The organism is Novosphingobium sediminis, assembly GCF_007991615.1.
In the GTDB taxonomy this organism is placed as follows: Bacteria; Pseudomonadota; Alphaproteobacteria; order Sphingomonadales; family Sphingomonadaceae; genus Novosphingobium; species Novosphingobium sediminis.
The window spans coordinates 23,946-45,074 of the sequence record NZ_BJYR01000001.1 but is presented as its reverse complement, the minus strand read 5'-3'; the positions used below and the strand labels follow the sequence as shown (position 1 = coordinate 45,074).

Here is a 21,129-nt window from a genome sequence, read left to right as displayed (position 1 = left end):
GTCAGACAGCCTCTAGCGCCTGGGAGAGATCGGCGATGATATCGTCAGCGTGTTCAAGCCCAACGGACAGGCGCATCGTGCCATCGGTAATGCCGCCGGCAAGACGCCCCTCGCGCGGGACGGCATAGTGCGTGGTCGTCGCCGAGTGGCAGATCAGCGTTTCCGATCCGCCAAGGCTGACCGCCAGCTTCAGCAGCTTCAGCGCATCGAGCATGCGGAACGATTCCGCCTCACCGCCATGGAGGTGGAACGAGAACGTGGAGCCAGCACCCTTGCACTGGCGATCATAGACCGCGCGTGCGGGCGTGCCTTCAGCAAGGAAGCCTAGATAGGTCACACCAGCCACCTTGGGATGATCGCGGAGGAATTCCGCCACCTTGCGCGCATTCTCCATCGCCCGTTCGATCCGCACGGCTGCGGATTCAAAGCTGCGCACAACAAGCCACGCGGTGAACGGATCGAGGTGGTTGCCCCAGGTGGTGCGCAAGGTGCGCAACTGGTGGATCAGTTCCAGCCTGCCGCTCACCCCGCCCGCCAGCAGATCGCTGTGCCCGGCGCAGTACTTGGTGAGCGAGGTCATGCACAGATCGACGCCCTGCTCGATCGGCCGCTGCGCGAAGGGCCCGAGCAGGGTGTTGTCGACAACGACCAGCGGACGGCGCCCCGTCTCGCGGCCGATCTCGTCCGCCACCGCAACCATCAGGTCCAGATCGACGATGGCAGCCGTCGGGTTGGCCGGGGTTTCCGCCACGATCAACGCCAGCGGACCCTTGGCGAGCGCAGCACGGGCGGCGGCGCGCACCGCGTCCGGGTCGCAGCCGTCGGTGTAGGTTTCGACATGGGTGCCGAAGCCCGGCATGACTGAACCATAAAGCATATCCACGCCGCCGTAGATCGGGCGGCCGTGGAGCACACTGTCACCGGGCTTCACGAACGTCAGCGCGATCGAGGAATGCGCCGCCATGCCCGAGGAAAACGCCGCAGCAGCCTCGGCACCATCAATCGCGGCAAGGCGCGTTTCGAGGATATCGAGCCCCGGATGGCCAAGGCGCGAATAGATGTGCCCCTCACCCTTCTTTCCCGCCAGCGGCCCGGTGCCATCGAAGAACGCCTCATGGACGTCCTTCGCGTGCTGGGCGCTGGGGTAGATGAAGGTCGAAGTCAGGTAGACCGGCGGTTTGACCGCGCCGAGCGCCTCAGCCGGATCATAGCCGAAAGCGACAGCGAGCGTTTCGGGACGGAGTCCCTTGGGAGAATCAGCTACCATGCTTCTCGACATACTTGCGGGCAGTGTCGCAGTACCAGTCGGTAAAGCGCAGCGCGAGCAGTTCGGCCTCCTTGGAGTAGGGACCGGGAACGTAGCCGGGGCTGTTCACGCCGAGCTGATTGTTTTCCGCCAGTTCCTTGTCCTGCAGGTTGGTGCGGGTCCACAGGTCGGAAAGGCTCTCGATCGTGTAATCGACGCCCTCGACGGCATCCTTGTGGACGAGCCACTTGCCGGTGACGGCAGTTTCCTTCGGCCCCACCGGCATCGCGCTGAACATGAAGGTGTGGTCGGCGGTCGAATGCATGAAGCAGTGCGGATCGATAGCGAGACGCATCGAACCGATGTCACCGCCATTTTTGTCGCACATCAGCTTCTTGACGAGGTGCTTGCCGTCCATCGACAGCGACAGGACTTCCGGATTGAGGAGGAAGCGCGCGAGCTGCCACCAATCACCCTCGATCGCGTCCGTTGCAAGGCCGAGCGCGGCCATCTGTTCATGGAAGGTCTGCACGCGCAGATCGCCATCGACGTCGAAGTGCTTCTTCATGCCGACCGGGAACGTCTTTGCCAGTTCGGGATGTCCGGTCGCGCAGTGATAGCACTCGCGCCCGTTTTCCATCACGAGCTTCCAGTTGGCATATTCGGTGATCGTGCTTTCAAACGCGAGCTTGGCGTTCTTGAGATCGTGCGGCGCGAGGTATTCCTCGAGCTTGATCGCGAATTCGTTGAAAGGCGGCGGATTGTCATCGAAGCAGATGAACAGGCAGCCGGCCACGCGTTCGAGCTGGATCGGGCGCAGGCTGTGCGCCGCCTTGTCGAAATTGTCTTCCATGCGCATCGCCGAAAGCAGCGAGCCGTCAAGCTCGTACGTCCAGCGGTGGTAGGGGCAAACGATCTTGGGCGCCGAGCCGCTGCCAGTAGCGCACAGGATCGAGCCGCGGTGGCGGCAGGTGTTGTGGAAGGCGCGGATTTCCCCATCGCGGCCCTTCACGATCAGCACCGGCCACTTGCCCACCATCTGCGAGATGTAGCTGCCCGCCTTGGGCAGCTCGCACTCGAAGCCGGCCATCAGCCAGCTCGTGCCGTAAACAGCGGTCATGTCGAAGTCGAAAACTTCGGTGTCGTTGTAGAGCGCCTGGGGGAGGCAGTGCCCTTCCGGCCGCTGGGCCAGAAGCGAGCCGATCCGGCTGAGGTCGATCATGTATGGGTGGTCCCGGTTGCGCGAGGAACGAATGCTCCACCGGGTGGACCAACCTGATGAATGCAGCCAATCGGATTTCCTTATGCCGCCATGGAAAATTGACAAAAAGGCATGAGTGGGAGCGTCCGGATGCACTGGCATGCACCTCGCGAAGGGTTACAAAATCAGCTAAATTCAGATAAATATATTTAATATCAGTAACTTGTGAACCTTTACAAACCTATGCACGACAGGGAGGACCAAAAAGCCACAATCCAGCGCGACGTGGCATGGCAGCAATCTGGGGGTGGATTTAGCCCTTGCTTTGACCTAGGCTTGCCCAAACGCGACAATGAGCGTGCTGAAAACGGGGAGTAAAATCAGGGAATTGCCAGTTCGGGAAAGGTCCGACCGGATGGAGCCGGTCCGGTGCGAAGTAGCGGATTAGGGCGCTCTTCATGCACCTTCCTGACAGGCCGTCCTGACTGTTCCTCTCTTTTTTGCACGCCATTGATGCGCTTTGATGGGCCCCGGTCTGACACCGGGTGAAAATTAAGAAGGATGGGGGTTACACATGAAATCACGGTTTATGTTGTCGTGCGCTGCGGCAGCCGTCGCGCTCGGCTCGGGCGAGATGGCGTTCGCGCAATCCGCACCGCAGGCTGACTCCGCCGCGGCTACCTCCGACGTCATTGTCGTCACGGCGCAGCGCCGCGACCAGTCGATCCAGGACGTGCCGCTGACCCTGCAGGCCTTCAGCACCGACACGCTGAGCAAGCTGAACGTCACCAACATCGACGGCCTGCTCCGCTACACCCCGAACGTCACCTTCTCGAACAACGGTCCTGGCCAGGGCGCGATCTTCCTGCGCGGTCTGTCGGCCGGTTTCGCAGGCCAGCAGTCCTCGGCAACGATCGGCGGCTTCCCCAACGTCGCGCTCTACCTCGATGACCAGTCGATGCAGTTCCCGGCGCGTAACGCCGACGTGTACCTCGCAGACATGGAGCGCGTCGAAGTGCTCGAGGGTCCGCAGGGCACCCTCTTCGGCGGCGGCGCGCAGGCGGGTGTGGTTCGCTACATCACCAATAAGCCCAAGCTGAGCAAGTTCGAAGGCCGCTTTGAAGGCAGCTTCGGCGGCACCGCCGGCGGCACCACCAACGGTTCGTTCAACGCGATGATCAACGTGCCGATCATCGAGGACAAGCTGGCGATCCGCGCGGTGGCCTACACCGATCACCGCGGCGGCTACATCGACAACAAGCTGTCGACGTTTACCCGCCTGCCGAGCGACCTCGGTTCGTACTACCTCGCCTATCAGGGCAACGGCAACAAGCTGACGCCGAGCCAGCAGAGCCGCGAGGGCAACTACAGCAACGCTGCGCTGGTCGAAGACAACTTCAACCCCGTCGACTACACCGGTGGCCGCGTCTCGCTCGCCTGGCAGGTTGCGCCGGATTGGGACCTGCTCGTCACGCAGGCCTACCAGAAGCTGGAATCGAAGGGCACCTTCGCCGTCCAGACCTACACCTACGACTATCAGCCGCTGACGGGCCTGTCCTCGACGCTGTTCTCGCCCCAGTACAACAAGGACGACTACTGGAACACGGCGTGGACGATCAACGGCAAGATCGGCGACTTCAAGGTGATCTACACCGGCGCTTACCTGAAGCGCCACATCTCGCAGCAGGGTGACTACACCAACTACGCCCGCGCGACCTACGGCATCTTCTACCAGTGCACCGGCGGTGCGAACTACTACTGGAACGTCGGCGCGGCGCCCTACTGCTACGAACCGAACAGCCGCTGGAACGACAAGGTCCGCAACACCCACGAGAGCCACGAAGTGCGCATCTCGTCGCCGGATACCGGCCGGATCCGTGCGATCGTCGGTGGTTACTACGAGAACTTCAAGATTCAGGACAACATGGACTGGTCGTACACGACCATTCCGAACTGCGACAGCGGGCTGACCGCCGCGCAGATCAAGGCTGCAGGCACCGTCTGCCTCGGCAACGTGGGCCCCAACCCGAACGCCACGCTCAATGTTCCCGGCCCGCGTCCTGATGGCGTGTCGTTCGGTCAGGACATCACGCGCGGCTACAAGCAGTACGCAGCGTTCGGTTCGGTCGATTTCGACATCACCGACACCCTGACCGTCACGGCCGGCACCCGCTACTACTACTACGACAACTTCCAGAAGGGGTCGGTCTACTCGTCGTTCAACGGCGGCTGCTACCAGGTGCCGTCCTGCTTGACGGGTTCGAACCTCGACGCGCTGGGCCTGAAGTCGACGTACAAGGGCTTCCGCAGCAAGGGCACCATCACGTGGAAGCCCAAGCCCGGCACCATGATGTACTTCACCTACAGCGAAGGCTTCCGTCCGGGTGCGTTCAACCGCGGTCCTTCGGCCCGCGTGCGTGATCCGATCGCGCCGCATGCTCCGCAGCTGCTGGTTCCGGCCGCCTACGCGCCCGACAACCTGATCAACTACGAAGCGGGTCTCAAGACCGATCTGTTTGACCGCAAGGTGACGTTCAACCTCTCCGCCTACTACATGGAGTGGAAGAACATCCAGATCGGCTTCTTCAACCCGGCCGCCGGCTTCGGCAACACCGCCTTCGCGACGAACGGCCCGACCTACCACATCAAGGGTCTCGAAGCGCAGATCTTCGCCCGTCCGATGGACGGCCTGACGATCAACGGTTCGGCCACCTACAACGAGAGCAAGCAGGCCAACGCGCCTTGCTTCATCGCAAACAACCCCGGCGTGTCGAGCTTCGGCAAGTGCATCACCGAGGTGTTCGTTGGCGGTCAGGTCAAGCCGGTGCAGAGCCCGTTCGGCAACGTCGGCAGCATCACGCCGTTCAGCCCCAAGTTCCAGGGCAACATCCGTGCGCGCTACGAATGGGCGGGCAAGGCCGGCATGGACTGGTTCATCGGTGCTGGCGTGAACTATATCAGCACGCAGTATAACCAGCCGTCGACCTATCCTGACGGTAACGTCCCGGGCAACGGCAACGGTGTGAGCCCCAACGGCATCATCGTTCCCGCCACCACCGTGCTGCGCTACAAGATGCCGGGTTATGCTCTGGCTGACATGCAGGTCGGTTTCACGCGTGACAACTGGACTGTCACCATCTTCGGCGACAACATCTTCAACAGCCACGCTTCGACGTTCACCAACTCGTCGCAGTACATCAAGACTTCGACGATCGTGCGTCCGTTGACCTACGGCATCAAGATCGCTGCCAAGATGTAATCTGACTTTGAGGAAGGAAAGGGGTGGCGCCACAAACGCCACCCCTTGCTTTCTGGTAGTACTCTGAATGCAATTGGGTGAGTTTGATGGACACGCGCGGCGATGGCCGACTTTGAAAGTGCGTTGATGGCCACGCAAGCAGACCTGACTCGTTCCCAGAATACCCACCCTGCCCCGCTTGCCGCGGACCCGCCGGAGGCAGAACTGAGGGCGCTTCACGCGCTGCAGGCAAAAGGCGACTATGCAGCAGCAGTCAGCGGCGCTAAGCGCCTGCTCGCCACTGCCCCCACCAATCGCGATCTCCTGCTGATAGAAGCGCATTCGCTGCGCATGATGCAGCAGCCCGATGCCGCGCTTGCCGCACTCGACCGGCTGGCCGCGCATCATCCCAATTTCAGTCAGCTGTTCCTTGAACGCGGGCTCTGCCATGTCGTGCAGCGCGATGCGCCTGCTGCGATCTTCGCGCTGCGGACGGCTGTCACCACCAATCCGGCGCTCGCCATGGGCTGGCGCATGCTCGACGGGCTCTACCGGATGACCGGGGACATGCGCAGCGCCGAATTGGCAGCGCGGCACTTCGCTCACCTCGCCAGCCTCCCTCCCCCGATCGTCCAGGCCAAGGTGCTGTTTGGCGATGGCGAGGTGGACGTAGCGGAAACGCTGATCCGCCGCTTCCTGCTGGAGGCTGGCAATCACCCAGAGGCCATGCGGCTGCTCGCCCAGATCGGCCATCGGCGCAACGTGCTCGATGATGCGGAAGCGCTTTACGAAGGCGTCCTCGGGCTCGTGCCGGACCACGATGAAGCACGGCACGAGTATGTGCAGGTACTCATCGCGCGGCACAAGTTCCCGCAAGCGCGCGAAGCGCTGGAACCACTGCTGAAGCGCGATCCACGTGGACACGCGCATCGCATCCAGGCCGCGACGATCCGCGTCGGGCTGGGTGATTTCGAAAGCGTGATCCCCGAATACCGCGCGATGATTGCCGAGATTTCGGGCGACACGCTGGAAGCCCGCGTCCGCCGCGCCGATCTCAACCTGTGGTTAGGCCATGCGCTCAAGACCGAAGCGCGCACCGCCGAAGCGATCGACGCCTACATGGCCGCCACCGCAGACCGCCCCGACTTCGGCGATGCGTGGTGGAGCCTCGCCAATCTCAAGACCTACCGGTTCTCCGCCGAGTCCATCGCGATCCTCAAGGACCAGCTCGAAAGCCCGGCGATCGCCGATGTCGACCGCGTCCACATCGCCTTCGCGCTCGGCAAGGCGCTGGAAGATGCGGGTGATTACGAAGGTTCGTGGGCAGCCTATTCGCGCGGCAACGCCATGCACCGCGCGGGCAACGGCTATCTGCCCGAAGTGTTCGAGACCAACACGCGCGAACAGAAGCGCGTCTGCACCCCCACCTTCTTCGCCGCGCGCGAAGGCTGGGGACTGGATGATCCCTCGCCAATCTTCGTGCTCGGCCTGCCACGGTCGGGCTCCACGCTGCTCGAGCAGATCCTCGCCTCGCACTCGATGGTCGAAGGCACGCAGGAACTGCCCGACATCCAGCGGATCGTGCACGAATTGCAGGGCCGCGAGCTCAATTTCGACAAGCCGCTCTACCCCGGCTCGCTGGAGGACCTCGACAAGGAGGCCGTCCGCCGCTTTGGCGAGCAGTATATCGCCGATACCATGCCCAACCGCATCCTCGGCCGGCCCTTCTTCATCGACAAGATGCCGAATAACTTCCGGCATATCGGCCTGATCCATCTGATCCTGCCGAACGCGAAGATCATCGATGCACGGCGCGATGCGATGTCGTGCTGCTTCAGCAACCTGAAGCAGCTCTTCGCGCAGGGCCAGGAATTCACCTACGGCATTGAAGACATCGCGCGCTACTACAAGACCTACGTCGAGCTGATGGACCACTGGGATGCGGTCCTCCCCGGCCGGGTGCTGCGTGTGCAGCACGAAGACGTGGTCGACGATCTCGAAGGCAGCGTGCGGCGCATTCTCGATTACTGCGGCCTTCCATTCGAAGAGGCCTGCATCGAATTCCACAAGACCAAGCGCTCTGTGCGGACGCCAAGTTCGGAGCAGGTACGCCAGCCGATCTTCCGCGATGGGCTCGATCAGTGGAAGAATTACGAAACCTGGCTCGAGCCCCTGCGCGAGGCGTTGGGACCAGAGCTTGCACCGCGATAAACAACTTCAAAGGGACAGGAACAGCCAATGGCAGCCATAGGTGCAACAGCAGGCCCGGCGGGTGAGGAGAATGCTTCGGTAGCGCTGCGCTGGTACGTGCTGTTCATCATGATGCTGGCCTATACGATCAACATCGCGGACCGTTACGTGATGTCGACCGTGCTCGAGCAGATCCGGCTCGACCTGCACCTCAGCGATGGCGGTGTTGCCTTCCTCACCGGCGTCTCACTTGCGCTGTTCTATGTCAGCATGGGCATTCCGCTATCGTGGATTGCAGACCGCTACAACCGGCGCAACCTGCTGGCGATTTCGATCACGCTGTGGTCGGTGATGACGACGATGTGCGGCCTTTCAAAGGGTTACATGCAGCTGCTGCTGGCGCGGATGGGCGTCGGCATCGGCGAAGCGGGCGGCACGCCTTCGTGCAACTCGATCATCTGCGATTATTTCCCTGCCGCGCGGCGCCCGATGGCGCTCACGATCTTCTGCCTCGGCGCGCCGATCGGTGCGTGGATCGGGGCGGACATGGCGGGCGCGGTGGCGCATGCCTATGGCTGGCGCGCTGCCTTCCTCGTGCTGGGCATTCCAGGCGTGCTGCTTGCCCTCCTCATCATGGCGACGATCCGCGAGCCCAAGCGCGGCTGCCTCGATGTAATCAAGAGCGACGACGATCCGACCCTGATGGATACGCTGCGCTTCTGCGTGACCCAGAAGTCGGCGGTGCACGTGATGATGGGTAGCGGTGTCGGCGCGCTGTGGGGTTGGGGCCTGATGTGGTTCATCCCCACCTTCCTCCAGCGCACCTACCAGATCGACGTTGGCCAGGCCGGCGCGATTGTCGGGCCGATCCACCTCGTGATGGGCATCGGTGCCTCGCTGCTGACGGCGTGGATCCTCGCCCGCCCGTCCTACACCGATCCGCGCAAGATCGTGTACCTGCTCGGCGGCGTGACTGCTGTTGCCACCGTGCCGGGGATCATCGCGATCTATACGCACAATCTGACACTGGCGACGGTCTCGCTGTGGCTGTTCATCCCGGGCATCTATTTCTACATCGGCCCCGCATTCGCGCTCGGCCAGAACCTCGCGCCGCCGAAGATGCGCGCCATGTTCAGCGCGATCGCGCTGCTGATTGCCAACGTGTTCAACCTCATTGTCGCGCCGCAGGGCGTTGGCATGCTGAGCGACTACTTCGCGGGTCCGGCCGGGCCTGACGCCGCATCGCTGCGCTCGGCACTTCTCATCCTCGCGCCGACCGGTTTCTGGGCGGCACTTCACTATTTCCTCGCCGCTCGCACGATCGTCGAGGACCAGCAGCGAGCAATCGGTCATGTCTGAGCTTTCTCCTCTCCCCTCGTACATCAACGGCGCGTGGACGCTGCCGGCCACCTCGACGGCGGTGTTCGAGGCGATCAATCCGGCGACCGAGGAAGTCTGCGCGCAAGTTGCGCTGTGCGGGCCGGACGATGTCGACAAAGCCATGGCCGCAGCCCGCGCGGCGTTTCCCGCCTATTCGGCGACCAGCCTCGAGGAGCGCCTTGCCCTCGTCGAAAAGCTGATCGCCGTGTTCGAAGCACGCTATGACGAGATGGTCACGGCGATCAGCACCGAAATGGGCGCGCCCTACGACCTCTCCTACAACGCGCAGGCCGAATGCGGTCCCGGCCACCTCAAGGAAACGGTCAAGGCCGCGCGCGAGATGGTGTGGGAGCGTCAGCTTGGCAGCCGCGGGCGGCAGGTGCACGAAGCGGTCGGCGTCTGCGCGCTGATCACGCCTTGGAACTGGCCGATCAACCAGCTCGCGGCCAAGATCGGCCCGGCGCTGGTCGCAGGCTGCACGATGGTGCTCAAGCCCAGCGAAATCGCCCCGCTCTCGGCTCAGCTCTTTGCCGAATTCATCCATGAGGCAGGCTTCCCGGCGGGCGTGTTCAACATGGTCCACGGCACCGGCCCCGGCATCGGCGATGCGCTGACCGGCCATCCGGAAGCCGACATGGTCTCGTTCACAGGCTCGACACGCGCCGGCATTCAGGTGGCGAAGTCAGCCGCTGAAACGGTCAAGCGCGTCAGCCAGGAACTTGGCGGCAAGTCTCCCAACCTCGTCTTTGCCGATGCCGGGCTCGAAGCCGCCGTCGCGCGGGGTGTGCGCCACTGCTTCAACAACACGGGCCAATCGTGCAATGCGCCCACCCGCATGCTGGTCGAGGCCTCGGTCTATGACGAGGCCGTCGAAATCGCGAAGACGGTGGCCGAAAGCGTCACGCTAGGCGATCCGATGGAGAAGGGGCCGCATCTCGGGCCGGTCGTCAGCAAGGTTCACTTCGACCGGATCCAGCGCCTCATCGAAGCCGGCATCGCGGAAGGCGCGCGGCTGGTAACGGGCGGACCGGGCCGCGCCGACGGGTTCAACCGCGGCTACTATGTCAAGCCGACGATCTTCGCTGACGTAACCAACGAGATGACCATCGCGCGCGAGGAAATCTTCGGCCCTGTGCTGGCGATGATCCCGTTCAAGGACGAGGACGAGGCGGTCGCCATCGCCAACGACACGCCCTACGGCCTTGCCGGCTATGTCCAGAGCGGCGACCTTGAGCGCGGCCGCCGCGTTGCGCGCAAGATCCGGGCGGGCAGCGTCTACCTCAACGGCGCCGGGCAGGAATACTGCTCGCCGTTCGGTGGCTACAAGCAGTCTGGCAATGGGCGTGAATGGGGCGAATTCGGCCTCCACGACTATCTCGAGATCAAGGTCATCAACGGCTTCGAACCGGCATGAAGCTCGCCGATATCGAGACATTCGTCGTCGGCAACCCGCCGCCGCATTTCGGCGGGCGCTACTTCGTGTTCGTCAAGCTGACGACGGCCTGCGGGATCAGCGGGATCGGGGAGGCCTATTGCGTCCCCTTCTCGCCTCATCTCGTGGCGAAGATGATCGAGGATGTATTCGCGCGCTATGCCGTAGGCCGCGATCCGCACGATATCGAGAACCTGTGGCGCCGCGTCTATTCCAGCGGCTTCACCCAGCATTCCGACCTATCGCTGATGGGCGTGCTCAGCGCGCTGGAGATGGCCTGCTGGGACATCATCGGCAAGGCGGCAGGCAAGCCGGTTTACAAGCTGCTTGGCGGCCAAGTGCACGAGCGCCTGCGCGCCTACACCTACATCTATCCCCGCCCCGGCGATAAGACCGACGTCTACCACGATCCCGATCTCGCGGCGGAGCGTTCGGCGGAATACCTCGCGATGGGCTTCACCGCGCTGAAGTTCGATCCGGCAGGGCCTTACACAGCCTTCGACGGGCGGCAGCTTTCGCTGGAAGCGCTCGATCTTTCGGAGAGGTTCGCCCTCACCCTGCGCGAAGCCGTGGGAAGCAAGGCGGATCTGCTGTTCGGCACCCACGGTCAGATGACGGCGGCGGGCGCGATCCGGCTGGCCAAGCGGCTGGAAGCAGCCGATCCGCTGTGGCTGGAAGAGCCCGTGCCCCCCGATGCGCCTGAGGAAATGGCCAAGGTCGCGCGGGCAACCTCGATTCCCATCGCGACCGGCGAGCGGCTGGCGACGAAGTACGATTTCGCGCGGCTGCTTGAGGCGGGCAGTGCGGCGATCCTGCAGATGAACCTCGGGCGCGTAGGCGGTCTGCTCGAAGCCAAGAAGATCGCGGGCATGGCCGAAGTGCGCCACGCGCAGATTGCGCCGCATCTCTATTGCGGGCCGGTGGTTGGCGCAGCCAATATCCAACTGGCGACGGCGACGCCGAATTTCCTGATCCTCGAAAGCATCGAGGACTGGGGCGGTTTCCACACCGAAATCCTCAAGAGCCCGATCCGCTTCGAGGAAGGCCATGTGATCCCGCCGACGGAACCGGGACTTGGCGTCGAGCTTAACGAAGATGTGGCGCGGAACCATCCCTACGCCGGGGATATGCTGCATCTGGAAATGACACAGCACCCGGTATTCTGATGACTGAAATATTTGACTATATCGTGGTGGGCGCCGGCACCGCCGGGTGCGTGCTGGCCAACCGGCTGACCGAGGACGGCAAGTCCACGGTGCTGTTGCTCGAAGCCGGCGGCAGCGACCTGTCGATCTGGATTCAGATGCCGATCGGCTATGGCCGCACCTTCTTCGATCGCCGCATCAACTGGATGTACGATACGGAAGCCGTCGAAGGGCTCGGCGGGCGCAGCAGCTATTGGCCGCGCGGCAAGGTGATCGGTGGCTCAGGCTCGATCAACGCCATGGTCTACGTACGCGGACAGCCGCGCGATTTCGACGACTGGCACGCGGCAGGCAATCCCGGCTGGGCGTGGAACGATGTGCTGCCATACTTCACCAAGTCCGAGGACTTCGACCGCTTCAGCGCGCATCACGGGCGCGGCGGGCCGCAGCACGTGACCGAGATCACGCCCCACGTCCACCCGGTCTGCCACAGCTTCATCGAGACGGCGGAAGGCCTCGGCTTTCCGGTCACGAGCGACTTCAACGGCAGCAACCCGGAAGGGGTCGGCTTTTACCAGATCAACACGCGCGGCGGCTGGCGCGCGTCAACTGCCAATGCGTTCCTGCACCCGGCACTGAAGCGCAAGAACCTGAAACTGCAGACGAAATCGCAAGCCACGCGCGTGCTGTTCGAGGGCAATCGGGCGGTCGGCATCGAGTACCGGCGCGGCGGAAAGCTGCATCAGGTGAAGGCCCGCCGCGAGGTCATCCTCTCCGGCGGCGCGATCAATTCGCCGCAATTGCTCATGCTCTCGGGCATTGGCGACGGCGCGGCATTGGGGCAGCATGGCATCGCCGTTCAGCAGCACCTGCCCGCGGTGGGCAAGAACCTGCAGGACCATCTCGCGGTGTCGTACTTCTACAAGGTGCGCACCGCGACCTTGAACGACGAACTGCACCCGCTGCTCGGCAAGGCGCAGGCGGCGCTGCGTTTCGCGTTCGACCGGCGCGGACCACTGTCGCTCAGCGTCAACCAGAGCGGCGGCTTCGTGCGCAGCGGACCCGATGCGCCGAATGTCGACCTGCAGCTCTATTTCAGCCCGGTGAGCTATACCAAGACACCGCTCGCCGCGCGCAAGCTGCTGAATCCCGATCCGTTCTCGGCGTTCCTGCTCTCGTTCAATCCGTGCCGACCGACCAGCCGGGGCTATCTCGAACTGCGCTCGGGCGATCCGCTGGAGTATCCGCTGATCCAGCCGAACTACCTGTCGACCGAGCAGGACATCGCCGAAGTGCTGGCCGGCAACCGCCTGCTACGCCAGATCGCCGCGAGCCGCCCGCTGGCCGACATGATCACCGAGGAACTCATCCCCGGCCCGCAAGTCGTGAGCGAGGAAGATCAGCTGGCGGATTTCCGCGCGCGGGCAGATACGGTTTACCACCCCACCGGCACGTGCGCGATGGGTCCAGACGCGGCGACCTCCGTGGTCGATGCGCAACTTCGCGTCCACGGCACCGAGGGCCTGCGCGTGATCGATGCCTCGATCTTCCCCAATATCACCAGCGGCAACACAAATGCGCCGACCGTGATGGTGGCGGAAAAGGGCGCGGCGATGATTCTGGCGGCGAGATAATTGTGATCAACCAAGCCCGCTCATGCTGAGCTTGTCGAAGCATCTCGCACCACGGCCGGGAGTGATGCTTCGACAAGCTCAGCATGAGCGGATTTTGGAATGATTTTGCGAATGGCTTACCGGCGCACCACCACTTCGTAGCCCTGCTCTTCGGGCTCATCATCGACCATCTGGTCCGGGAAGCCGGTGCCCAGCACCTTGATGCCCAGCGGCTCTTCATAGCGGCGGATGATGTTGGGCGAGAACTCGCGCGGGCCGAAAGCGGCTTCGCCTTCCTTGAACAGGCGCACGATGAGCGGCGACATTTCGACCGGAACGCCGGTCTCCTGCGCGATCTTGTCGAACAGGCCAACGTCCTTGGAAACGAGGTCCATCGTGAAGTTGATGTCGCGGCTACCGTTGAGGATCACCTGCGATTCCGTCTCGTGGACAAAGCTGTTGCCTGAGGAAATGCGGATCGCCTCATAGGTCGTGTTCATGTCGAGCCCGACCGCCTTGCACACCGTCAGCGCCTCGGCGAGCGCAACGAGGTGCGCGGTGCACAGGAAGTTCGTCATGACCTTGAGCTGCGAGGCTGTGCCCCAGTCGCCAGTGTGAAGCACGCGGCGACCGAGGGTCTTGAGCACCGGCAGCACGCGCTCGAAGCCCTCGCGCGGGCCGGCGGCGAAGATCGAGATGTTGCCGGTATCCGCGCGGTGGCAGCCGCCCGAAACGGGGCATTCCATGAACAGGCCGCCCTTGGCCTCCACCAGCGGGCCGAGGCGCAGGACTTCGGCATAGTCGGTGGTGCTCATTTCCATCCAGACCTGCCCGGGGCGCATGACGGCGAGGAAACCGTCCTCACCCTCGGCCACGGCGGCGCTGGCCGCGGGCGACGGCAGGCAGGTGATGATGACATCGACCGCCTCGCCGAGCGCGGCGGGGCTAGCCGCTTCCTTCGCGCCGCGCGCGACATATTCGGCAACGAGTTCGGGATTGAGATCGCGCACCGTAACGTCATGGCCGTTGCGGATGAGGCTGCCCGCCAGCTTGCCGCCGACATTGCCGAGGCCGATGAAACCGATCTTCATGTGCGTTATTCTCCGGGGATCAGCACGATCTTGCCGATGTGCTTCTTTTCTAGAAAGGCGCGCTGCGCCGCGACGATTTGGGAAAGCGGATAGGTTGCGGCGACGACCGGGCGGATTTCACCGCGCTCGATATAGCTGACGAGATTGGGGAACACTTCGGGCTCCAGGATCGTGCAGCCGAGGAGCGTCAGGTCCTTGAGGTAGAGGGTGCGCAAGTCGAGCTCGGCGATGGGACCGGAAATCGCGCCCGCGACACCATAACGCCCGCCACGCTTGAGGGCTTCAAGCAGCGCCGGGAAACCTGCGCCACCTGCCACATCGATCACCACATCAAAGGTTTCCGGATCGAACCGGGCGTCGCGCGGAAGGACATCAGAGGCGCCCAGTGCGCGAACGCCCTCAGCCTTGTCGACGCTCGCAAGCGCGGTGATCTCGGCCCCGCGCCGCTTTGCAAGCTGCACTGCTGCCGAACCAACGCCGCCCGACGCGCCCGTAATCAAAACGCGCTCTCCCGCAACAAGCGCGGTGCGCGTCAACATGTTCTCCGCCGCCGAGTAGGCGCAAGGGAACGAGGCGAGCTCGGTATCAGTCAGCGCGGTTTCGATGCGGTGCGCGTGAGCCGAGGGCATCCTCGCGTATTGCGCGAACGCGCCATCGACTTCGGAACCGAAATAGACCGCCTCGAAGCGGCTCGCGCCCCTGAATACCGGTTCAACCAGCACGCGCTGACCGATGCGGGCAGGGTCCACCCCCTCCCCCACGGCAATGATGCGCCCGGCGGCATCCGCGCCCTGAATGCGCGGGAACTGCGGCAAAGCGCCGGTCCAGCCCGAGTCCTCGGTCTTGGCTTCAGCAAAGCCGTCGCCGCCACCCGCTTCAGTCGCCACAGTGACGGACTTGGAGTACCACGCGGTGCGCGTGTTGATATCGGTGTTGTTGACCCCGCAGGCGCCGACGCGGATCAGCACTTCGCCAACGCCCGGCTGCGGCACCGGCACATCGCTGCGGTGTGACAGGCATTCGAACCCGCCATTGCCGGTCAGCAAGATGGCTTCCATGGTGGCAGGTACGGGTTCCATCAGATCAGACTAGCGGCGGAAGCTGCGACTTCAGCCAGTCAAAATGCGCATAGGACATGCCGCGATAGTCATCCCACCCGCGCGCGGTCTTTTCGGCGACTTCATCAGACAGCACATTGAGCGGCTGGCCGCTGGCATAGGCGAGCAAGAGCGTCTGCGCGGCTTTCTCGAAGAAGTAGAGGTCCTCGAAGGCCTCGGCGACGGTCGGGCCGGTGCAGGTCACGCCGTGGCTGCCCATCAGCAGCGTCTTCTTGCCGCCCAGCGCGGCGGCAAGGCGCAGGCCTTCCTCGGCCTCGTCGGCAATCCCGCCAAAGCCTTGGTCGATGGCTAGCCGGTTGAAGAAGCGCGCGGTGTTGTTGTCGAGCGGCAGCATGCGCGGATCAGCCAAAGTAGCGAGCGCGGTAGCGTGCGGCGGGTGGCAGTGGATGATGACGCGCGCGGCGGGGCACTGGCGGTGGACGGTGCCGTGGATCGTCCAGGCCGAAGCATCTGGTGCGTCGGGGCGGTTCATCACCTCGGCATCGTCGGCATCGAGCAGCATCAGATCATCGGGCTTGATGCTGGCAAAATGCTGCCACTTGCGGTTCAGCAGGAACTGCTTGCCGCCCGCCGAAACCGCCGCGCTGAAGTGGTTGCCGACGGATTCCGACCAGCCCATCTGCGCGGTGATGCGAAACGCCGCGGCGAGATCCTCACGCAGCGCGGCGACTTCGGCTTCCGTCACTTGAAGCGGCCTTCGCTCGTCAGTGCGCGGTAGGTGCTGCGCATTTCGCCGCGATCGGCATAAGTGCCGCGCAGATAGCGCGCGCCGCTGGTCGCCGAATAGGCCTCACGCCCGTGAACGATGCGGTGGTTGTCGAAGACGATGCATTCGCCTGCATTGATGCGGAAGCGCATGAGGTACTTGTCCGATTGCAGCATGCGGCCGAAGCGGCAGAACGCCGGGTAGTAGCGATCCAGCACATCCTGCGGCAGATCGAACACGTCGGCCATGTGCTGGCTGATGGTGACGCCGGAAACCTCGCCGTGCGCATCAAGTTCGATCACCCGCTGGCGCGAGCGGACATCATAGGTGTCGTGCTCGCAGTAGAACGGCACTTCGGTCTCGGCGAGGAGTTTGAAGTCTTCGGGGTACAGTTCACGGAAATCGTTGGCGACCGCGACGCCGTCGAGGAACAGGTTCTGCCCGCCCTCGACGCTGTTAGCGCGGCAGTGGAGGAACTGGACGCCGGGGGCCATGTCCTCGGCAGGGGTATCGGTGTGGAGTTCGAGCGCCTTGGCCGTGTAGGCAAGATTGGTCGGCTCGATATGCGTCATCACATCGAAGTATTCGCCGAAGAACGTCGGCCGCACGTGGCCCATCAGCTTGACGAGTTCGGTTAGACCCTCGTCGCTGTCGGGCATGTCGGTCACCAGCGCGACGCCTTCGACGATCAGCGCCTTGAGCCACTCGGCGACCTTGGCCTTGTCCGCCATGAGGTCTGCCTGCGGGAAACGGGCGACGTTGGGGTAATGGTCGGCATACCAGGCGCGGCGCGGCAGATCGGACGGATCTTGGCGGCGCTTGCCTTCGGCGTAGCTGGCCAGCCAATCGAGCGGATAGCGGCTGGTGTGGTTCTCGCCTTCCCACGCAATCTCGAGCGCGCCGTCCACCACTTCGGCGCGGCGCGGGCGCGGCGCGGTGTCGAGATGGAAGATGTCGAACACCCGCTCGCGGGTCTGGCTGTCGAACGAAGTCGGGCAGTTGTCGCGCAGCCAGTAGTTGTTGAAATAGGCAGAGCACCCGCCGGGAAGCAGGACTTCGAGGCCGGTGTCAGTCAGCGTGACCGGTGCGGTGGACGAGGTGGTGAGGTTCATGATCTTCCCCGCTGGGATGTGTGGCAGCCTGCCCGCCGCTCTCTTGCCCGACGACTTTAGCCCGGAATGGACCGGCTCAGCAGTGCATCATCAAGAATCATATATCGTATCAATGCGCGTAATGCACTCGCATCGATGGATCAGTTGGCACCGAGGAGGTCTTCCGCCCATGGCAACTGCGCGAGGATGGGCGGCAGGCTTTCCTTGCGGATCGTCTCGCCCGCCAGCTTCGCCGTTTCCAGCGCGAGATCGCCGAGCTCGCCCGCACGGCTGACGACCTGGATGCGGCGGGCGAACCGCGCGCGCGGCAGAGGTTCCACGCGCAGGTCCGGGATCAGCGCCGGCATCGCCGCAAGGCAGAGCAGCGACGTAATCGACCAGCCGATGCCGAGCGCGACCGCGTTGAGTTGCTGCGGCACGATATCGACTTCGATCACATTGGGCAGGCGCAACCGCATCCGGGTGAGCTGGCTTTCGATGCGCTGGCCCATACCGGTATCGAGCGAATAGCGCACGAATGGCAGTCCCTCCGCCGCCGCAATCGGATCGGCCACGCCGCGAAAGCTCGGCGGAAAGACCAGGACGAACGGATCATCCAACACGTCGTGGTGGACGACGCCTTCCTGCTTTTCCAGCACGCTGCTGCCGGTGATCAACAGATCGACACGCCGCGCGAGGAAATCCTGCTGCTGGTTGAGCGAAATGCCCGAACGCACCCGCCAGCGCGCCACGCGCTGGCCAAGCCGGCTGAGCAGCGGGCCAGTAAGCAGGATCGCGAGCGATTCCGCCATCGCCACCGTAACCTTGTCGATCGGCTGGTTGGCGCCCTCGCGGACTTCGTCGACCATGGTCCGTGCGGTGGCAAGCAGATGGGTCGCACGTTCATAGAGCGCGCGGCCGGCGGGCGTGAGACCCAATGGACGCAAGGTGCGGTCGAACAACGTCGCGCCGATCCCCTGTTCGAGCCGGGCGATGGTTTGCGAGACGGCAGACTGCGTGATGCGCAGCTGCTGCGCGCTCGCCGTCATCCCGCCAAGCTCGACAGTGAGGACGAAGACTTCCAGCGCATGGAAATCAAACTCGGCGGGGAGCAGCATCAGCGCCTCACGATAAAAATACCTGAAGCCTCATATTATAAACCGTTATCATGGAGCAAGCGTGTTAACGAGGGGTAACGCGGATTGACGTAGATCAATGCGGGGAGCAAAATGCCAGCCGTTCAAGGGAGAAACCGAGATCGCGCCCGATCGCCTCATCAACCGCCGCTGGCTGCCGCTGAACGCGCTGCGTGCGTTCGAGGCGGTGGGACGGCACATGAGCTTCACCGCCGGGGCACAGGCCCTTACGGTGTCGCAAAGCGCGATGAGCCGCCATGTCTCCAGCCTTGAGGATCTGATCGGTCGCCCGCTGTTCGAGCGTGGACCGACCGGCCTGAAACTGACTCCCGCAGGCTCGATCCTGCTGCCGGTCGTGAGCAAATGCCTCGACCGGATGGAGCAGACGATCAACACCATCCGCAACAAGGATCTGGAGAGCCGACCGATCCGGCTGCATATCCCGCCCTCCCTGCTTTACCAGAACGCGCTGCCGCTGCTGGCCAAGTTCCACAAGGAACATCCGGAAATCCGCATCGATGTGGTGACGTCGAACGTCACCGGCGCACCTCGCGACAATGTCGATATGGCGATCGTGTTCGACCGCCCCAATGTCGACGATGCGGTGGCCGACCTGCTGTGGATGGTCCGCGTCGCCCCGCTATGCTCGCCGGATACGGCGGCGGCGCACAAGGGCAAGGCGTTCGACCAGTTCCTGCGTGACAACGAACTGCTGCACGTGAAACTCGAAGGCGAGCCGCGCGGACTGCTGTGGTCAAGCTATGCCGCGCAGCAGCGCCTTGCGATCGAGACGAACGACGGCCTTGCCTTCGATACCGCGTTTTCGGCCGTCCGCTATGCCATTGGCGCCTCGGGCGTGGTGCTGGCGGACATCGACATGTTCGCGCAGGAAATCGCCAGCGGGCAACTGGTGATGCCTTACGACCGCGTTTCGGCGGATGGCTTCGGTTACTATCTCAAGACCCACGCAGAAGACCTTGGCGATCCTGCCATTTTCCTGCTGCGCGAATGGATCATCCGCCACTTCTCACCCGATATGGGCCGCGATGCGGAAGCGCCGACCGAGATGGTGCCGGAGATGCGCGGCTGAGGCGCAGCATAGCGTTACGCCTAAGGCGCAGGCGGCAGATGTTTCAGCAGCAATCCGTCTTGGTGATCCTTGACGAAGCCCTTCCAGGTCGGGTTCGCGCCGCCCTCGCTCACCGCATCATAGCGCTTGTCCGCGCTCGTCCACTTGGCGCCATCGGATTCCTCTGACGGCACGTCGAGGTATTCGGCCTTGGCCATCTCCCCCTTGAGCTGCATGTCGAGGAAGGCGGTGATGAAGTGGAGCGCGATGGAGTTGACGCGCGGCTTGCGCCACATGCGGTCCTCGAACCAGTCGAAATCCCACACGGTGCCGCGCATTTCGGCGGGGGCAGGATTGGTTCCGATGGCATGGCCCGCGCCCTTGAGCGCCAGCAGCCAGCGGTTCGAACCCTTGGCGTCACGGAAGATCGCAGCGGGACCGGGATCGTAGCCAACGGTGCGGTCTGCCGTGCCAGCCACGACCAGCAGCGGTGCCTTGATCGCGGAAAGGCCATTGCCGCCCCAAGCCGCCCAAGGCGCACCGCCAGCCGGAGCGATGGCGACAACGGCCTTGATCGCGGGATCATGTAGCGCGGCAGCATCAGGCCCGTTGCCTGTGTAGCGTTCGATCAGGGCGGACGGCAGGCGCCCGACAGCCGGGCTCGCCGCATCAAGCTGTGCGCCCGCCACCGTCAGCGCACCGTAGCCGCCGAACGAATAGCCCGCGAGCGCGATACGCGTCGAATCGCCGAGCGACCCAAGCAGCCCGCCGCGAATCCGGCGCAGCACGTAAGTGATATCAAGCGGACGACGGATCAGGGTCGCGGGGGTCTTCGATGTATCAGTGATCGGCGGATCGCGGTGACGGATCGCCACGACGACATAACCCTTGGTCGCCAGATTCTCGCCCAGCCACGAAAGCATGACCGGATCGTTGTTGTAGCCATGCGAGAGCAGGACGATCGGATAGCCCTGTCCGGCGGGCTTGGCATCGCTCACCGCCAGTGCCGGCACGGTGAAATAGGCAGGCGCCTTGGGCGGCTCGGAAACAAGGCTGGCACGATATGTCGCGCGGCGGTCCTTGGGGCCAACATGCGCAGGATACCAGATCACCAGCGGCATGGTGCGATCGGCGCGGACCAGCGCACCTTTGGCGAGCGTGCCAAGCGGATCGACCCCGCCCTTGTCGACCACCGTCTTCTCGATCACGCCAACGCCGTTGGGGCCGAGCGCGGCAAGCACGGGGGCGCCGATTTCCGGAATGCTGGGCGGCGACGCGGCTTCGGCAGGCGCGGCGGCAACGGACGACGCGCTCAGCATCGCCGCAAAAACCGACAGCGGCCTCAAGCGCGAATCATCCTGATGGCAGGGTTGCAGACGCCAAACAGCGCGCAATCCGCATGGTTCGATGGGGTTCCCCGGTTATCCACCCGGCTTGTCCTTACCTCTCGCATAACTCTTGTTACCGCATTAT

At 63.7% G+C, this 21,129-nt stretch carries 15 protein-coding genes; 7 read left to right on the top strand and 8 right to left on the bottom strand.

All coding sequences use genetic code 11. The features are described 5' to 3' along the window. Position 1: 1 nt before the first annotated feature. Entirely contained in the window at positions 2-1,267 is a 1,266-nt protein-coding gene (locus tag NSE01_RS00170) for a cystathionine gamma-synthase family protein (RefSeq protein ID WP_147157601.1), read from the bottom strand. After that, on the bottom strand, positions 1,257-2,468 hold the full coding sequence (locus NSE01_RS00165; protein WP_147157600.1) for an aromatic ring-hydroxylating oxygenase subunit alpha: 1,212 nt from the start codon (positions 2,466-2,468) through the stop codon (positions 1,257-1,259). The genes NSE01_RS00170 and NSE01_RS00165 overlap by 11 nt, the downstream gene beginning before the upstream one ends. Positions 2,469-3,021: 553 nt before the next feature. Here NSE01_RS00165 and NSE01_RS00160 point away from each other — a divergent pair. The 6 genes from NSE01_RS00160 to NSE01_RS00135 all read left to right on the top strand — a co-directional run bounded on the left by NSE01_RS00160 (position 3,022) and on the right by NSE01_RS00135 (position 13,466). After that, positions 3,022-5,706, top strand: coding sequence for a TonB-dependent receptor (locus NSE01_RS00160; RefSeq protein WP_147157599.1), 2,685 nt, complete (start codon positions 3,022-3,024; stop codon positions 5,704-5,706). 102 nt (positions 5,707-5,808) lie between these two features. Beyond that, the gene (locus NSE01_RS00155; RefSeq protein ID WP_246134949.1) at positions 5,809-7,896 is read left to right on the top strand and encodes a tetratricopeptide repeat-containing sulfotransferase family protein; all 2,088 of its coding nucleotides are present in this window, start codon (positions 5,809-5,811) and stop codon (positions 7,894-7,896) included. Positions 7,897-7,923: 27 nt separating this feature from the next. Further along, positions 7,924-9,234 (top strand): spinster family MFS transporter, encoded by a 1,311-nt coding sequence (locus NSE01_RS00150; RefSeq protein WP_147157598.1) that lies wholly within the window; start codon positions 7,924-7,926, stop codon positions 9,232-9,234. Further along, positions 9,227-10,669: an aldehyde dehydrogenase family protein gene (locus tag NSE01_RS00145; RefSeq protein ID WP_147157597.1), complete on the top strand. Its 1,443-nt coding sequence runs from the start codon at positions 9,227-9,229 to the stop codon at positions 10,667-10,669. Before NSE01_RS00150 ends, NSE01_RS00145 begins: the two co-directional genes overlap by 8 nt. Next, entirely contained in the window at positions 10,666-11,853 is a 1,188-nt protein-coding gene (locus NSE01_RS00140) for a mandelate racemase/muconate lactonizing enzyme family protein (protein ID WP_147157596.1), read from the top strand. Before NSE01_RS00145 ends, NSE01_RS00140 begins: the two co-directional genes overlap by 4 nt. Further along, complete coding sequence (locus NSE01_RS00135) at positions 11,853-13,466, top strand: GMC family oxidoreductase (protein WP_147157595.1); 1,614 nt, start codon at positions 11,853-11,855, stop codon at positions 13,464-13,466. Before NSE01_RS00140 ends, NSE01_RS00135 begins: the two co-directional genes overlap by 1 nt. A gap of 116 nt (positions 13,467-13,582) precedes the next feature. On the opposite strand, the gene NSE01_RS00130 is transcribed toward NSE01_RS00135, so the two are convergent. The 5 genes from NSE01_RS00130 to NSE01_RS00110 form a co-directional block, all read right to left on the bottom strand. Continuing rightward, on the bottom strand, positions 13,583-14,536 hold the full coding sequence (locus NSE01_RS00130; protein ID WP_147157594.1) for an NAD(P)-dependent oxidoreductase: 954 nt from the start codon (positions 14,534-14,536) through the stop codon (positions 13,583-13,585). Positions 14,537-14,541: 5 nt separating this feature from the next. Further along, on the bottom strand, positions 14,542-15,594 hold the full coding sequence (locus tag NSE01_RS00125) for an alcohol dehydrogenase family protein (RefSeq protein ID WP_147157593.1): 1,053 nt from the start codon (positions 15,592-15,594) through the stop codon (positions 14,542-14,544). A 25-nt stretch (positions 15,595-15,619) separates the two neighbouring features. Further along, a complete protein-coding gene (locus NSE01_RS00120; RefSeq protein WP_147157592.1) occupies positions 15,620-16,339 on the bottom strand; it encodes a class II aldolase/adducin family protein in 720 nt (239 codons plus the stop codon). Further along, complete coding sequence (locus NSE01_RS00115; RefSeq protein ID WP_147157591.1) at positions 16,336-17,472, bottom strand: TauD/TfdA family dioxygenase; 1,137 nt, start codon at positions 17,470-17,472, stop codon at positions 16,336-16,338. The genes NSE01_RS00120 and NSE01_RS00115 overlap by 4 nt, the downstream gene beginning before the upstream one ends. A gap of 140 nt (positions 17,473-17,612) precedes the next feature. Then, positions 17,613-18,569 (bottom strand): LysR family transcriptional regulator, encoded by a 957-nt coding sequence (locus tag NSE01_RS00110; RefSeq protein ID WP_246134948.1) that lies wholly within the window; start codon positions 18,567-18,569, stop codon positions 17,613-17,615. A gap of 97 nt (positions 18,570-18,666) precedes the next feature. Between NSE01_RS00110 and NSE01_RS00105 the strand changes: the two genes are divergently transcribed. Beyond that, positions 18,667-19,677 carry a LysR family transcriptional regulator gene (locus NSE01_RS00105; RefSeq protein ID WP_147157589.1) on the top strand — a complete coding sequence of 337 codons (1,011 nt, stop codon included), beginning with the start codon at positions 18,667-18,669 and terminating at the stop codon, positions 19,675-19,677. A gap of 20 nt (positions 19,678-19,697) precedes the next feature. Here the strand turns inward: NSE01_RS00105 and NSE01_RS00100 are convergent, their stop codons facing one another. Then, positions 19,698-21,002: an alpha/beta hydrolase family protein gene (locus tag NSE01_RS00100; RefSeq protein ID WP_147157588.1), complete on the bottom strand. Its 1,305-nt coding sequence runs from the start codon at positions 21,000-21,002 to the stop codon at positions 19,698-19,700. Positions 21,003-21,129 lie beyond the last annotated feature (127 nt).

Bases quoted from the DNA above. Each gene is read 5' to 3' on its own strand.
- NSE01_RS00110 (WP_246134948.1), bottom strand. From the start codon at position 18,569: ATGCTGCTCCCCGCCGAGTTTGATTTCCATGCGCTGGAAGTCTTCGTC.
- NSE01_RS00140 (WP_147157596.1), top strand. From the start codon at position 10,666: ATGAAGCTCGCCGATATCGAGACATTCGTCGTCGGCAACCCGCCGCCG.
- NSE01_RS00130 (WP_147157594.1), bottom strand. From the start codon at position 14,536: ATGAAGATCGGTTTCATCGGCCTCGGCAATGTCGGCGGCAAGCTGGCG.
- NSE01_RS00125 (WP_147157593.1), bottom strand. From the start codon at position 15,594: ATGGAAGCCATCTTGCTGACCGGCAATGGCGGGTTCGAATGCCTGTCA.
- NSE01_RS00135 (WP_147157595.1), top strand. From the start codon at position 11,853: ATGACTGAAATATTTGACTATATCGTGGTGGGCGCCGGCACCGCCGGG.
- NSE01_RS00160 (WP_147157599.1), top strand. From the start codon at position 3,022: ATGAAATCACGGTTTATGTTGTCGTGCGCTGCGGCAGCCGTCGCGCTC.
- NSE01_RS00145 (WP_147157597.1), top strand. From the start codon at position 9,227: ATGTCTGAGCTTTCTCCTCTCCCCTCGTACATCAACGGCGCGTGGACG.
- NSE01_RS00115 (WP_147157591.1), bottom strand. From the start codon at position 17,472: ATGAACCTCACCACCTCGTCCACCGCACCGGTCACGCTGACTGACACC.
- NSE01_RS00170 (WP_147157601.1), bottom strand. From the start codon at position 1,267: ATGGTAGCTGATTCTCCCAAGGGACTCCGTCCCGAAACGCTCGCTGTC.
- NSE01_RS00165 (WP_147157600.1), bottom strand. From the start codon at position 2,468: ATGATCGACCTCAGCCGGATCGGCTCGCTTCTGGCCCAGCGGCCGGAA.
- NSE01_RS00105 (WP_147157589.1), top strand. From the start codon at position 18,667: ATGCGGGGAGCAAAATGCCAGCCGTTCAAGGGAGAAACCGAGATCGCG.
- NSE01_RS00150 (WP_147157598.1), top strand. From the start codon at position 7,924: ATGGCAGCCATAGGTGCAACAGCAGGCCCGGCGGGTGAGGAGAATGCT.
- NSE01_RS00155 (WP_246134949.1), top strand. From the start codon at position 5,809: ATGGCCGACTTTGAAAGTGCGTTGATGGCCACGCAAGCAGACCTGACT.